Annotated in this window: 19 protein-coding genes and 2 pseudogenes; 8 read left to right on the top strand and 13 right to left on the bottom strand. The window is 70.5% G+C overall.

All coding sequences use genetic code 11. The annotated features are described in order from the left end of the window. Nucleotides 1–175 precede the first annotated feature (175 nt). The 3 genes from ACWAT2_RS09305 to ACWAT2_RS09295 all read right to left on the bottom strand — a co-directional run bounded on the left by ACWAT2_RS09305 (nt 176) and on the right by ACWAT2_RS09295 (nt 1,616). Nucleotides 176–574 (bottom strand): hypothetical protein, encoded by a 399-nt coding sequence (locus ACWAT2_RS09305; protein WP_402375104.1) that lies wholly within the window; start codon nt 572–574, stop codon nt 176–178. A 23-nt stretch (nt 575–597) separates the two neighbouring features. Continuing rightward, complete coding sequence (locus ACWAT2_RS09300; RefSeq protein ID WP_402375102.1) at nt 598–858, bottom strand: glutaredoxin domain-containing protein; 261 nt, start codon at nt 856–858, stop codon at nt 598–600. 206 nt (nt 859–1,064) lie between these two features. Beyond that, a complete protein-coding gene (locus ACWAT2_RS09295; RefSeq protein WP_402375118.1) occupies nt 1,065–1,616 on the bottom strand; it encodes a recombinase family protein in 552 nt (183 codons plus the stop codon). A 406-nt stretch (nt 1,617–2,022) separates the two neighbouring features. Here ACWAT2_RS09295 and ACWAT2_RS09290 point away from each other — a divergent pair, with 406 nt between their 5' ends. From ACWAT2_RS09290 to ACWAT2_RS09280, 3 genes are all read left to right on the top strand, one after another. Beyond that, the gene (locus ACWAT2_RS09290) at nt 2,023–3,183 is read left to right on the top strand and encodes a trypsin-like serine protease (RefSeq protein WP_402375100.1); all 1,161 of its coding nucleotides are present in this window, start codon (nt 2,023–2,025) and stop codon (nt 3,181–3,183) included. Nucleotides 3,184–3,235: 52 nt separating this feature from the next. After that, the gene (locus ACWAT2_RS09285; RefSeq protein ID WP_402375098.1) at nt 3,236–3,565 is read left to right on the top strand and encodes a hypothetical protein; all 330 of its coding nucleotides are present in this window, start codon (nt 3,236–3,238) and stop codon (nt 3,563–3,565) included. Between the two features lie 166 nt (nt 3,566–3,731). Then, nucleotides 3,732–4,301 (top strand): SDR family oxidoreductase, encoded by a 570-nt coding sequence (locus ACWAT2_RS09280; protein ID WP_402375096.1) that lies wholly within the window; start codon nt 3,732–3,734, stop codon nt 4,299–4,301. Nucleotides 4,302–4,469: 168 nt separating this feature from the next. Here ACWAT2_RS09280 and ACWAT2_RS09275 read toward each other — a convergent pair. Beyond that, a pseudogene (locus ACWAT2_RS09275) lies at nt 4,470–4,685 on the bottom strand (helix-turn-helix domain-containing protein); the annotation flags it as partial. A gap of 151 nt (nt 4,686–4,836) precedes the next feature. Between ACWAT2_RS09275 and ACWAT2_RS09270 the strand changes: the two are divergent. Both ACWAT2_RS09270 and ACWAT2_RS09265 read left to right on the top strand, forming a co-directional pair. Then, nucleotides 4,837–5,289 (top strand): nitroreductase family deazaflavin-dependent oxidoreductase, encoded by a 453-nt coding sequence (locus tag ACWAT2_RS09270; RefSeq protein WP_402375094.1) that lies wholly within the window; start codon nt 4,837–4,839, stop codon nt 5,287–5,289. Nucleotides 5,290–5,341: 52 nt separating this feature from the next. Next, nucleotides 5,342–5,932, top strand: a pseudogene (locus ACWAT2_RS09265) (flavin-containing monooxygenase); the annotation flags it as partial. 408 nt (nt 5,933–6,340) lie between these two features. On the opposite strand, the gene ACWAT2_RS09260 reads toward ACWAT2_RS09265, so the two are convergent. Next, entirely contained in the window at nt 6,341–7,123 is a 783-nt protein-coding gene (locus tag ACWAT2_RS09260; RefSeq protein ID WP_402375092.1) for an ArsR/SmtB family transcription factor, read from the bottom strand. A gap of 66 nt (nt 7,124–7,189) precedes the next feature. On the opposite strand from ACWAT2_RS09260, the gene ACWAT2_RS09255 reads away from it, so the two are divergent. The 3 genes from ACWAT2_RS09255 to ACWAT2_RS09245 all read left to right on the top strand — a co-directional run bounded on the left by ACWAT2_RS09255 (nt 7,190) and on the right by ACWAT2_RS09245 (nt 8,840). After that, nucleotides 7,190–7,645 carry an OsmC family protein gene (locus ACWAT2_RS09255; RefSeq protein WP_402375090.1) on the top strand — a complete coding sequence of 152 codons (456 nt, stop codon included), beginning with the start codon at nt 7,190–7,192 and terminating at the stop codon, nt 7,643–7,645. After that, entirely contained in the window at nt 7,642–8,058 is a 417-nt protein-coding gene (locus ACWAT2_RS09250; protein WP_402375088.1) for a hypothetical protein, read from the top strand. The genes ACWAT2_RS09255 and ACWAT2_RS09250 overlap by 4 nt, the downstream gene beginning before the upstream one ends. A 95-nt stretch (nt 8,059–8,153) precedes the next feature. Continuing rightward, nucleotides 8,154–8,840, top strand: a complete 687-nt coding sequence (locus ACWAT2_RS09245; RefSeq protein WP_402375086.1) for an HAD family hydrolase — start codon at nt 8,154–8,156, stop codon at nt 8,838–8,840. Between the two features lie 7 nt (nt 8,841–8,847). Here the strand turns inward: ACWAT2_RS09245 and ACWAT2_RS09240 are convergent, their stop codons facing one another. From ACWAT2_RS09240 to ACWAT2_RS09205, 8 genes are all read right to left on the bottom strand, one after another. Further along, nucleotides 8,848–9,114: a hypothetical protein gene (locus tag ACWAT2_RS09240; RefSeq protein ID WP_402375084.1), complete on the bottom strand. Its 267-nt coding sequence runs from the start codon at nt 9,112–9,114 to the stop codon at nt 8,848–8,850. A gap of 4 nt (nt 9,115–9,118) precedes the next feature. Next, nucleotides 9,119–9,385, bottom strand: coding sequence for a GlsB/YeaQ/YmgE family stress response membrane protein (locus tag ACWAT2_RS09235; protein ID WP_402375082.1), 267 nt, complete (start codon nt 9,383–9,385; stop codon nt 9,119–9,121). A 116-nt stretch (nt 9,386–9,501) separates the two neighbouring features. Then, complete coding sequence (locus ACWAT2_RS09230; RefSeq protein ID WP_402375080.1) at nt 9,502–9,972, bottom strand: hemerythrin domain-containing protein; 471 nt, start codon at nt 9,970–9,972, stop codon at nt 9,502–9,504. A gap of 204 nt (nt 9,973–10,176) precedes the next feature. Continuing rightward, nucleotides 10,177–10,482 carry a type B 50S ribosomal protein L31 gene (locus ACWAT2_RS09225; protein ID WP_402375078.1) on the bottom strand — a complete coding sequence of 102 codons (306 nt, stop codon included), beginning with the start codon at nt 10,480–10,482 and terminating at the stop codon, nt 10,177–10,179. 130 nt (nt 10,483–10,612) lie between these two features. Then, complete coding sequence (locus tag ACWAT2_RS09220; RefSeq protein ID WP_402375076.1) at nt 10,613–11,818, bottom strand: MFS transporter; 1,206 nt, start codon at nt 11,816–11,818, stop codon at nt 10,613–10,615. Nucleotides 11,819–11,882: 64 nt separating this feature from the next. Then, the gene (locus ACWAT2_RS09215) at nt 11,883–12,200 is read right to left on the bottom strand and encodes a DUF4235 domain-containing protein (protein WP_402375074.1); all 318 of its coding nucleotides are present in this window, start codon (nt 12,198–12,200) and stop codon (nt 11,883–11,885) included. An 85-nt stretch (nt 12,201–12,285) separates the two neighbouring features. Further along, the gene (locus tag ACWAT2_RS09210) at nt 12,286–12,732 is read right to left on the bottom strand and encodes an ATP-binding protein (RefSeq protein WP_402375072.1); all 447 of its coding nucleotides are present in this window, start codon (nt 12,730–12,732) and stop codon (nt 12,286–12,288) included. A 13-nt stretch (nt 12,733–12,745) separates the two neighbouring features. Then, complete coding sequence (locus tag ACWAT2_RS09205) at nt 12,746–13,066, bottom strand: STAS domain-containing protein (RefSeq protein ID WP_402375070.1); 321 nt, start codon at nt 13,064–13,066, stop codon at nt 12,746–12,748. Between the last annotated feature and the right edge of the window lie 19 nt (nt 13,067–13,085).

Here is a 13,085-nt window from a genome sequence, read left to right as displayed (position 1 = left end):
GTGCTTCAACCTGCTGCACTCAGCGATCCGGGCGGTGGCCGAGCGGGGCAACGCGATCCTCAAGAGCACGTTCAAGGCCCTGGACAAGATCCACATGAGCCCGTCGAAGACCACCGTCATCATCGCCGCAGCCCTCATGCTGCTGCACGTCGAGCACGACAGGTCCGTGTGACGTTCACACCCCTACTGGGAAAGGCTCAGTGATCAGTGGTTCACCGGTCCACTGCGAAACATATAGCGCGCCCACCATTACGAAAGGTGTGCCGATGTACCCTGTTAACTCCCAAGCCGCTCCCATGCCTTTTCGTGGCGCGTCGTGACGCAGAGAATTGCAATCACGGTAGGCGCCCATATGTCGTCTCTTGATTGCCAGCAGCATCGCCGCACCTCTCCTCCATCGGTAGATTTGAGGGCCAAAGTCGGCTACCTTGCCGGTAATCTTACCCTCGATGGCTCCCGCCTTCGCTGTGTCAGCCTTGGCCCGCCGACTACTTGGGTGCCAGCGCCAGTAGTCCCACGCGGCCGCGTTTGCGACCAGGATCCGCGCTGTCGTGGTGGTGCCGGTGGTGTTCATCGCTGCCCTCCTCCCCTGCTGGTTCACTCGGCCTGAGCGGCGCGTGCGACGCGGTTGATCTGGTCGGGGCGGAAGCCGGCGCAGTGGTCCTGTCCGGTGCCGTCCTCGACGACGACCACGGGGGCCTCGCTGTAGCCCAGGTCTTCGGTGACGTAGGCGCGGGCACCGGGGTTGTCCGCCAGTTCGACGACGACGACGTTCACGGCCGGGTCCTCGAGCTTGTCGATGGTCATCTTGCAGCGGATGCACTGCGGGCCGGTGCTGTAGACGGTGACGGTGAGCATCTGCGTTCCTCTCGCTCAGGTGGGGGCCTCGTTCCTGATAGCGGAGCCATCGGCCGCCCGAGCGGCGGGTGCGTCAACCCGCAGGGCGTCGGGGGAAGAAGTTCTCGGACCGGAACAAGGAGCGCAGCGACGCGGCCGAGAAATTCTGGCCCAGACGGCGGGCCCTGGCCCGCTTGCGCGCACGACGCGGCGGCCATGATGGAGCGTCAGGAACGAGCCCCACGGCTTCCGGGTTCACCGTCGCGGGCCTCCGTGCCCGGCCTTCCGTGGTCGCCGTCGCTCTGGTCCTCGATCTTGCCCAGCGCTCGCGCGACTGACGACTTGCCGATGCCGAGCACCTTCGCGATGTGGGCGAGTGTGTCCCCGTCGGCACGCATCCGTCGGGCCACGTCAAGGCGCTCGGGCGTGATCACGGTGGGCCGGCCACCGATGCGGCCCTGCGCTCTGGCGTGGGCCAGGCCGCGGCGGGTGTTCTCCCGGATGGTGTCTACGCGCAGCTGCCCGTAGACGGCGGTGATGCTGAACAGCGCTCGACCCATCGGGGTGGTGGTGGTGTCGATCGCCGGCTCGGTGAGGCTCTTGATGTTGACCTCGCGCCGGCCGAGCTCGTTGACGGTCTCGATCGCCATGACCTCGCTGCCGGCGATGCGGTCCAGGGCGCGCACCACCAGGGTGTCCCCCGGACGCAGGTAGTCCAGGCACGCGCGCCACTGCGGCCGGTCTGCGTCAGCGCGGGATGCCCGGTCGGCCCGTCCCAGAAACGATCGTTTACGGCACCAGTCAGGTCACGATTGCATAACGCTTGGCCTCGTGGAGTAGTAGCCCCAGTCATGCCGGCCATCTAACAGACACGAGCGTCGTCTTCGAACTACACCGGCTCCGCCCTTCCAGCTCCCAAGGCCGACGCGATCAGGCAGCAAACACAGACGGGAGTCACGCCTTCCCATGACAATCGAATATTTGGATCCAGCAAGCCACGCCATTCTCCATGCGAATGACGCTGGCAGTTCGAATCTGCATTCTGGCGCCGATGCGGCCAGTAGCGTTGCGCAGATGATGAGTCGCTCACCGCTTGTTGACGGTCGGAAACCACGGTACTTTCAACCCACCTTCAGGCGAGAACGCCCGTCGGACCGAGCAAGAAGCGAGAGGGCCACAACTTCAATGGAACGTAAGCGCCTCAAGAAGGCTCGACCGCGCTGGATCGCCCTAGCAGCGACGTTCGTACTCGCCGGAACTGCAACGACAACTAGCGCAGCGGCAGGCGATAGCGACGACGCACTTGTCCAAGAGGAAATCAACACGGCCGCTGGGCAAGACGCATTCAGCCAATATCTCACCGATATCCTGGAACTCGCACCCGCCAGTATCATCGATTTCCGATGGGAGGGTGATCACGGACTCGTAGCCGTCACTCCAAACGGTACCGAGACCGCCAAGGCCCACGCCACTAAGCATGGCGTCAACGTGAAGGTCGAGACCACAGACGAGGGGGCCGTCCCATACTTTGATCGTTCCACAGTCGAGCTGGCCGCTATGGAAAAGATCGAAGGCGCGATAGGTGACACAGTCGAGACTGCAGACACAGCCGAGACCGCACTTGCAGCGCGCTACGAATACAAGACCGACAGCGTCGTAGTGACCGCATGGGTAGACGCTGACAGAGCCGCAATAGCCGACCTTGCGGAGAGCGTCGCCCAAGTTAGCGCCAAGCAGTCGACCGCCAGTCCCACGATCAGCGTCGAATACGAGGACGATAGTGACGCCCCACAGGCGGAGTCGAACACCAGGGGAGGCATGGTCTACGGTGGCTGCACCGGCGGGTTTGTCGGCAAGCGCGGGAGCGCCTACGGAATCATAACGGCAGCGCATTGTACAACTAAGCCGGCCAAGTATGACGGTGACGCAACCAGCACAACGTACGTTGCCAGCGAACAGAACGATCTAAGATTTACAAAGCTTACTGGCGGGACACCAAAGAATAAGTTCCGATACAAGAAGGGCGCGACGTTCCGCACCGTGAACAGCACAGGGATCGTGTCTGTCGGCAAGACGCTTTACAAGTTCGGCAAAACCACCAACTATACACACAGCAAGGTCGCTTCATACAGGGGGTGCGTGACCTTTACGAACATCAACAAGAAGTACTGCAACCTGTACCAGACTGCCGAAAAGATTAGCGACAAGGGGGATTCTGGCGGGCCCTGGTTCGCCGTCCACACCGCGTACGGCGTGACCACCGGAAGCAACTCCAAGGGCTCCTACATTACTCCGATCGCGTACATCTCGAAAATCTCGGGCACCGTCAAGGTAAAGACAAGCTGAAGTGGAGCCACCAATGCGATTCAGCACTCGGAGTTCAGTGGTCGCATCGGCAGTGATCGCCGCGACCTTCATCATCGGCGGGTGTGGAGGCGTCGACGCTCCCAGCGGAGAAGACAGCACTCTCGCGCCCACACAGGTCTCGTCGGCCGAGGCCGCGAACCTCGAACGCACGGTGATCAACGCCATCAACATCGACGACCGCCCCGTGGAAGTGCGCTATGAAGCGTCAGAAGACCACCTAGTCCTGACCGTCTACACCCTCGGCGATGACCTCACGCCCGAGGAAATTGAGGAGTTCGAGGCAGCAGCCGAAGCCGCAAGTAGCGGAGTTGATGTCGTGGTCCATCTAACGTCTGACGATGCTCCGGTGGCCGATAACTGAGCGGACGCTTCATCGTTCGGCGTGGAGTGACGTGCCACCATTGCTTCACACCGAACGATGAAGGGTCTGTTCACCGGCCACCACCCGCAAGCATCTCATCACGCCAGGGTGCCATTTCCGCGCTCCCTCGAGACGCTGGCAACATCCCGTCAGCGATAGACCCGCGATGGCATCTCGCGCTATCGGGTCGATCCTCGACATGTCGGCGGCAGCCCTGGACGCGTTCTGGGAGACGAACACCCGGTCCACGCTGCTCCTGACGCGCCGCTTCGCCCAGCAGCGCGTCGCCGCGGAGCCGGGCCCGACGTCGCGTCCCGGCGAGCGTCTGGGGCGTGCCGCGCCGTCGGGCACCGCTGCGCCGTCGGACCCTGCGACCGCGCCGAAGGTGGTGTGGATGACGTCGGGCCAGGAGGCCGGACCGATGCGTGGCGAGGTCGCCTACGCCACGTCGAAGGCGGCGCTGGCCGGGGTGACCGCCACCGTGGCGGCCGAGCTGCTCGAGCTCGGCGTCGTCCTCAACACCGTCAACCCCGGCCCGGTGAACACCGGCTACCTCGACCCGGGGACGACGGACCGGCCGCTCGCGGAGCTGGAGGAGCTACGCGCGGCGACACCGTTCGGACGCTGGGGCGAGCCGACCGACCCGGCCCGGCTGATCGGCTGGCTCGTGAGCCCGGCCGGTTCGTGGATGGTGGGCCAGCGGCTGACGACGGACGGCGGGTTCGGGCTGCAGTGAATCCGGCGCCGTCCGCTCCCGGGCGCTCCGTCAGGCTGCGTCACGGACGGCCTCGGCGCGCTGCTCCACCAGTGCAGGAATCTCCGGGTGGCCGTCGGGCGCGCCCTCCGCATCCGGCGGCCCGACGGTCACCCGGGCGCCACGAGGCACCAGGACGATCTCGTATCCGCAAGCCGCCGCGGCGGCGAGGACGGTCTTGCTGGCGACGGACGCGCCGCGTTCCAGACGGGAGAGCGTGGGACGGGAGGTGGTCGCCTCAGCCGCCAGCTCGTCCTGAGAGAAGCCAGCCGTCTGGCGGGCGCGCCGGATCGCCCTACCCAGGCCGGCCTGGGTCCTGGCACGAAACCACGGTCGGCGAGGACTCCTCTCTGATTCATACCACATCCACGCGCCCGATGGATCAAGAATGATTCAGCGCCCCTCCCGGCACGAGGTGAATCAGAAACGATGCGTTGCGGCGGAAGGATCCCCTCCCTCCTCCACGAGGACACGTAGTCTCGGCAGAGCGGCCGCCCACCGACGATCAGGAGACCTCATGTCCTTCACCCACCCCCAGGGCACGTACGGTGCCGGGATCCGGCCCGGGCGGTTCGTCCGGTGCGTCAACAAGCTGGCGGCCGGCCGGGCACGTCGCGCGCGGGGTTCCACGATGGGCATGAACCTCCTCGTGCTGACCGCCGTGGGGCGCACGAGCGGCGAACCGCGGTCCACCCCGCTGGCCTGGTTCCCGGACGACGACGGTTGGCTCGTCATCGCGTCTGCCGGCGCGGCGGCCTCGAACCCTGCCTGGTACCGCAACGTCGCCGCCCATCCTGACGAGGTCACCATCGAGCTCGGCGGCGAGACGATCCCCGTCTCCGCCACCGAGCTGCACGGCGAGGAGCGCACCGTCGCGTGGGAGCGGATCAAGTCGAGCGCGAAGCAGTTCGCGGGCTACGAGCGCAAGACGGACCGGCAGATCCCCGTGATCCGGCTGACGCGGCGCTGACGCCTCCGCTTTTGCACCGAGACAGTACACGATCCCGTGTATCGTCGGCCCGGTGCGAACTCCAGAGAATCCGAACGACCCGCGCGACGTCGTCGTGGTCGGCGCCGGGCAGGCCGGGCTCGCGCTCGGGTACCACCTGACCCGTGCCGGCGTCGACGTGCTGCTGATCGAGCGCGCCGAGCGGGTCGGGGCGAGCTGGGCGCGACGCTGGGACTCACTGCGCCTGTTCACCCCGGCGCGGTACGACGCCCTGCCCGGCGCGACGTTCCCTGCCGACCCGTGGTCCTACCCCGGCAAGGACCAGGTCGCCGCCTACCTCGAGGACTACGCGACCCAATTCGAACTCCCCGTGCGCACCGGCGCCGAGGTCGTCCGGCTGGAGGGTGCAGCGGGCGACTTCCGCCTCCACCTCGCCGGCGGGGAGACGGTCCGGGCTGCGCGGGTGGTCGTGGCCACCGGTGCGTTCGGCCGGCCGTGGACACCGGCGCTCGCGGCCCGTCTCGACCCGGGCGTCGTGCAGGTCCACACCGACGACTACCGGCGTCCGGACGAGGTCCCGCCCGGACCGGTGCTGGTCGTCGGGGGTGCGAACTCCGGACGCCAGATCGCGCTCGAGCTCGCCCGGGCCGGGCGGACCGTGCACCTGTCGGAGGGTGCGCGGCTGCGTGAGCTCCCGCAGCGCTCCCTCGGGCGGGACCTGTTCTGGTGGCTCACCACCACCCGCGCGATCCACGCCCCGGCCGGCTCGCTCGTCGGTCGTCGCCTGCGCGCGAACGAGCCCGTCATCGGCACGCCGCGCCGCGCCCTGCGCGACGCCGGGGTCATGTTCCACCCTCGGGCCACTGCCGCTGACGGCCGCACGGTCCGGTTCGCCGACGACCGCACCGTCCAGCCCCGGGCGGTCGTGTGGGCCACCGGGTACCGGCACGACGACACGTGGATCGCTGTCCCCGGCGCACTCGACGACGACGGCGGCCTCGTCGTCGACGACGGCGCCACTCCCGTGCCCGGGCTGCACGCCGTCGGACGACCGTGGCAACGGGACCGCGGCTCAGCCCTGCTCGGCTACGTCCACCGCGACGCGTACCGTCTCGCCCGCCGCCTCTCGCCCGTCGGGTCTCGCCGTCTCCGCGCGCCTCGCGTCCGGGTCGGCGAGAGTGACGCCCCACGCCTCCCGGAGCATCGCCGTGCCGACCTCGGTGAGGTCCAGGCCTCGTCCTGAGCGGTGCCGCACCACCCAGCCCGCCTCGAGGAACCGGCGTCCGACGGCGGCACCCAGCGCTCCGGCCAGGTGCGGTCGCCGTTCGGTCCAGTCGAGGCAGGCCCGCGTGGTGGGCCTGCGAGCGGCGACCGCACCGTCGACGTCGAACCCGGTGGCCTGCAGCCCGTCGGCACCGGAGTCGGTGAGGACCAGCACCTCACGCCCGGCCAGCCAGCCGCGGCCCACCCAGGCGTCCGCGAGCGCGATGCCGAGGTGACCGGCCAGGTGGTCGTAGCAGAACCGTGCACGGGCCAGGTGCTGCGCGTGCCGGCTGAGCCGGTAGCCGACGACGGGTGCCGGGGCCGCCAGCGTGCCCAGCGCCTCGAGCGCGGTGGCGACGTGCGGCCCGGCGAGGGCGTAGTAGCGGTGCCGTCCGTGCGCCTCGCACGTCACGAGACCGGCGTCGACCAGCACGGACAGGTGCTCCGACGCGGTGGAGGCGCGGACATCGGCGGCACGCGCCAGCTCGCCGGCAGGCCGCCGCGTGCCGTCCAGCAGCAGGTTGAGGAACACCGAGCGCGCGGGCGTGGCCAGCGCCCGGCCGACGGCGGTGAAGTCACGGTCCCTGCTCACGAGACCCACGCTACGACGGGCACGGTTCGGCGGCCGCCGAAACGTCCCGCGCCTAGCGTGCGGTGCATGAGCCATCGCTATGCCACCTCGCTGCACTGGACCGGTTCGACGGCCGGGGGCATCCGGTCGTACTCGCGCGACCACGTCGCCACCACCGAACCGTCGACGGCGGAGGTCGCCCTGAGCGCGGACCCGGGCTTCCGCGGGAGCCCTGACCGCCTCAACCCGGAGCAGCTCGTCGTGATGGCCGCGTCGTCGTGCCAGATGCTGTCCTTCCTCGCGGTGGCGGCACGGGCGGGCGTCGAGGTGCTGGCGTACGCCGACGAGGCCACCAGCCACCTCGACCTGGGCGCGCAGCCCCCGCGGCTCGGCGAGGTCCGCCTGCGCCCGACAGTCACGACCGGCCCCGACGTCGCCCCCGACCAGGTGCGCCGCCTCGCCGAGCAGGCGCACCGGGAGTGCTACGTCGCGAGCTCCCTGTCCGTGCCGGTGGTCGTCGAGACGACGGTCGTGACGTCGTGAGCGCCCCCGGGCAGGACCTGCGGGTCGAGCTGCCCCACCGGCCCGGGGCGCTCGCCGACCTCGGTGAGGCGCTCGGCGACGCGGGCGTCAGCCTCGAGGGCGGCGGCGTCGTCGCGCACGGTGAGTGGGCGGTCGCGCACTACCTCGTGGACGACGGCGCAGCGGCCGTGGCGGCCGTCGCCTCGGCCGGGCTGGGCCGCGCCGTCGCGCGCGACGTGATCATGACCCGGCTCGACCAGGACGCCCCCGGCCAGCTCGGCACGCTTGCCCGGCAGCTCGGCGACGCCGGGGTGAACGTCGAGGTCCAGTACAGCGACCACGACGGCAACCTGGTCCTGGTCGTCGCGGACGACGACGTCACGGCGTGCCGAGACGTCGTCGGGCGGTGGGAGCGAGGGCTGCCGCGCGGGTGACTGCTCGGGGTGGCGGTATCGGCGGCCGGGCCCGAGGATCGACAGATGAGCCGAACTTGTGCCCCTCTGCCCGCACCGTCCAAAAATGGCTCCGCATGACCGGCGCGGTGCTGCTCGACGTCGACGGGACGCTCGTCGACTCGAACTACCTGCAGGTCGACGCGTGGCTCCGCTCCTTCGCCGACGTCGGGATCGAGGTCGACGCTTGGCGGATCCACCGGACGCTCGGGATGGCCGGGTCGCAGCTGATCCCGCGCGTCGCCTCCCTCAGCGGCGTCGAGCTGTCGTCGGCGCTCGCGGACGAGGTCGACGAGGCCCACTCTCGGCACGAGGCCGAGTCCGCCCATCGCATGCGTGTGTTCGACGGGGCACGCGAGCTGGTGCGCGAGATCGCCGCGCGCGGTGCCCGGCCGGTGCTCGCGACGTCGGCCTCGCCCGAGCAGCTCGCGCGGCTGCGGGAGCTGCTCGACGTGGAGGACGCGCTCCACGCGGTGACGTCGTCGCAGGACGTCGAGGCCTCCAAGCCCGAACCGGAGCTCGTGCAGGTGGCGCTCCGGGCCGCGGGCGTCGAGGCCGCGGACGCGGTGTTCGTGGGTGACTCCGTGTGGGACGCCATCGCCGCGGAGCGGGCCGGTGTGCCGTGCGTGGGGGTGCTCAGCGGCGGGGTCGGCGCGCACGAGCTGACCGAGGCGGGTGCTGTCGAGATCCGCACCGACACCGCGGAGCTCCTCGCCGACCTGGACGGCAGCGCGCTCGCCCCGGTCCTCGGGCACCGCACCTGAGCGCGGCTCAGGGGTTGAGCAGCTCGTAGACCGGCGGGGAGTCCTCGGGCCCGCCCGGGGAGTGGCGGAACGCCAGGTTCGAGGCGTCGAACACCTCGAACCACTCGTCCCAGCCGACCTCGCGGGACTCCGGGATGCTCTCGTCGTGCGGGAACACCACCGCCGGGACCGGGCGCTCACCACCGAGTCCGGGCGACTCGATGAGCATCGGCACGCCCGACCGCGCCTCGACCCACGAGCGGATCTCGCGGTGGTCCGTCGTCGTCACGCTCATCCGCTCAGGCCTTCCGCCCGGAGGTGCCTGCCACGATGGAGACACCGATCGCGGCGAGGACGATCTGCAGGGCCAGCTCGATCCAGTCGATGCCGCCCGTGTCCTGCACACCGATCAGGCTGGCGATCCACGTACCGATCAGCGCCGCCACGATGCCGACGAGGATCGTCGCGATGATCGAGATGTTCTGACGGCCGCGCACTACCAGCCGCCCGAGCGCGCCGATGATGGCGCCGATGATGATGGCCGTGATGATGCCGCCTGCGGTCATGGCCGAACCTCCTGGTCGTCGGGTCTCGCCTTTGACCCCAACGTATGGCGGGTCCGCCTCCGCTGCACGGCGGCTTGGGCCGGGCGCCCGCCCGCCGGGAGCTGGGCGAGCGCCTCCTACAGCGGGCCGATCGCGTCACCAGGGTCGGTTTCCAGCTCGAGCAAGTCCAGGACCCGGAGCAGCTGGCGCTCCTCGTAGCGGAAGTGGCTCTCCATGATCGCGGCGACGCCCTCGAGGTGGCGGTCCAGCTCGGCCGCGGGCGCAGCCCGGTCGACGGCGGCCTGGAGCCCGCCGAGCAGGTGGCCGATCATCGAGTGATCCTGCTCGAGGGCCCGCAGCACGGGCGCGAGCTCCGGGTGTGCCGTCTCGATGGCGGGGAACAGGGCTCGATCCTCACCGCGGTGGTGGGCGTCCAGCGCCGAGCAGAAGCCGTGGCAGTACAGCAGCAGGTCGCGGGTGGCGGCCTGCCCGGGCGTCCCGTCGGCCAGCGCCTCGCGGGTCACGTCCAGGGCCTCGCGCAGGCGTCCGTGCACCCGGCGCAGCTCCTGGCTCCAGGCGACGAGCCTGGTCGTCTCGCGCTCAGTCACGCGACGACGAAGAGTTCGACGAGCGCATCGTCGTCCTCCTTCGGTCCGGCGCCTCCATGCCTGACACGGTCTGCCACCGGCACGCGACGCTCGGCCCAGCATAAGGGCTGGGCCGTGCGCCGCGCCGTCGTCAGCGGATCTCGATGCGCCCCTCCCGCACCGCTCGGGCGAGCCGCGGCGGGACCCGGACGCGGCCCCGTACCGTCATCGCGTACCGCCGCCCGGTGTGGCGGCGGCGGACCCGGCGCCGTACCGGCGGCGGAACTTCTCGACGCGCCCGGCGGTGTCCACGACGCGCGAGGCGCCGGTCCAGAACGGGTGGCTCGCGTTGGAGACGTCGACGTCGATGACGGGGTAGGTGCCGCCGTCCTCCCACTCGATCGTGCGGGTGGGTCGGCCTCGGCCTGACGGCGTCTCCCCGGCCAGGGTCGACCGTGTCAGGAACGCGAACCCGGCGCTGTCGTCACGGAAGACGACGGGGCCGTAGGTCGGGTGGATGCTGTTCTTCATGGTTCTCCTCACCAGCTCGAGGTGGTCACGCCGGGGGCGTCCCTGGAGCGCAGGGATGGCAGCGATAATCGTTCTCAACCGGTGGCGGGTCCCGTGCATTCCCGCCCGGCAGGTCGAGCCGCCAGGCAGGTCAAGCCGTCCGGCGGACGGGCCGGCCCACCACCAGCACGACAGCCGCCGCGAGCACGCAGACCGCCGCCGTCGTCGTCAGCCCGGCCGCGAAGCTCGCGCCCGCCGCGACGAACCCCACCACCAGCGAACCGAGCCCCGTGCCCGCGTCGAACCCGATGTTCCACACGGCGCTGGCCGTCGGGTGCGAGCGGCGCGGCACAGCGGCGAACGCCTCCACCAGGGTGAGGTTCTGCAGGCTGCCGTAGGCCAGGCCCACCACGGTCATACCCAGCACCAGCGCCGCACCGTGCGTGCCGCCGTCGGCGATCGCCCAGGCGCACACCCCGAGCCCGCCAGCGCACAACACCAGCAGCGGCGCGAGGAAGACCCGCGGGCCGTACCGGTCCGCCGGCCCGCCCACGGCCCAGCGCGAGAGAGCGGTCGCCGCCGTGAACCCGAGCAGTCCGACCGCCGCCAGCGCGGCGCTGCCGGCGAACTGTGGCGCGAACGTCAACAGCGCCCCGCCGGGTGTCGTGACCGCGAGGAGGACGAGCGACGGCAGGATCAGCCCGAGCAGCACCCGCCACCCCGCGCGGCCCGGTGCGGCGTCCTCGGCCTCGTGGTCGTCGTCCGCCGTGATCCGTTGGAGGCGCCCGCCGAGCGCGGCTGCCGCCGGGACGGCGAGCACCGGCAGCGCCCCGAGGGCGAACACCACGGGGAAGTCGAGCGACTCGGCGATCCAGGCCGAGCCCGGCACCAGCAGGAGCTGCGGGACGGCGATCGACAGCCCGTACACGCCGATCGCCCGGCCGTGCCGCGGGCCGTCCACCAGGGCGGCCACGGCGCTCGACCCGCACACCGTCAGGACCGCGAAGCCCATCCCCCGCACGGCGGACAGCGCGAGCAGCCACCCCAGGGCGTCGGTCAGCATGAACAGGGCCGACGGCAGGCCGAGCAGAAGCACGCCCGCGACCATCGTCGGACGCCAGCCGATGCGGCGCAGCGCCGTCGGCATCGTGGTCTGGGTCAGCACCGTCGCGAGCATCAGCACCGCGTTGACGAGCCCGGCCCCACCGGAGCCCGCCCCGCCGTGCACCGCCCACAGAGGAGCCACGGGCAGGAGCAGCGCGTAGCCCGAGAACCCGAGCGCGGACATGGTCAGCAGCGCCGGCATGCCGGGCACCCGGGTGATCGGTCCGCCTGGCGACGTGGAGGGCTGACGCATCCCCGTCAACCTATCCCGCGCCCACGAGAGCTCGCGGAGAGCTCGCGTGAGAGCAGGGCGCCGGTCAGTCCCCGGGCCACTCCCCCGTCCACCGCTGGAACACCCGGGCGCCACCGCGGTCGACGAGCGCCTTGACGAGGGCGAAGATCGCGCCCTGCAGGAGCGACGCGAGGACGATCTCGCGCAGCGAGTACTCGGACTCCAGCGGCTTCGGCGGGTCGTCGGGGTGCCCGGGCGCCACCCGCTTGTAGACCCGGCGGAACACCTGCCCCGCCACGACGCCTCCCACGATCGAGCTCGCCAGACCGAAGGGGCGGTAGAGGATCTTGGCACTCTTGCTGCCCGCCGCCTCGCGACGGGCTCCGTCGTTCTCCTGGCTCATCCCCCGACGTTAGGCCCGCGCGGGCAAGCACGCAGCCGCGCCGACGCGGCTCGTCCGCGTCACGCGCTGACCGGGCGGACCCGCGTCAGGCGGACATGCTGGGCTGGCGGGAGCGCACGACGAACCGGGCCCAGACGTGCTTGGCCGTGGCGGTCCGGTACCAGCCGACCTCGTCGGCCAGCCGCGCCGCCAGCAGGAGCCCGAACCCTCCCTGACCGCTGGGGCCGCCCCCGACCGCCCCCGGGATCCGGTCGGGTGCCCGGTCGACCACCTCGAGGAGGTACTCGCCGTCCCGCTCGGACAGCCGGACCACCGCCGGCTGACCGGCGTAGCTCAGGGCGTTGGTCGCCAGCTCGCTGGCGACCAGCACGACGGACTCCGGCACGTCCTCGAGCCTCGACCGCTCGCGGCCCGGCAACGTGGCGCAGAGATCGTCACGGATCAGGGCGAGCTCCTCGAGCTCCAGGAGCGGCCAGGACCGCACCTCGCGGAATCCGTGGGGTGCTCGGGCCAGCGGAAGAGTCTGGTCCACGAAGTCGTCCTCCTCAGTCCTTCAGGACGAACAGCGTATCCACCCCGCTGATCCGCAGCAGGTCGACGACCCTCGCCGGGGCGTCGATCAGCACCGGCGGGGTGGGCTTCGACTCCGCCGCCGAGTACAGCAGGCGCAGACCACCGGAGTCGATGAACGTCACGCCGCCGAGATCCACGGTGAGCGTCTCCTCGGCCGTCCGGCGCAGGTGGTCGGCCACCTCGGCCTCCACCCGCTTCTGGACGGCACCGTCGACCTCGCCCCACATCACCCAGTGGGCGCGCTCCTCGTCGATCCGGACACCACCGTGAATCAACTTGTCGTCCACAGTCACCTTCTGAGCCTCTCGGGGT

The sequence above is a fragment of the Isoptericola sp. GX10416 genome (assembly GCF_056590155.1).
The sequence above is the reverse complement of the archived record's forward strand: the minus strand, read 5'-3'. Positions and strand labels throughout refer to the sequence as shown.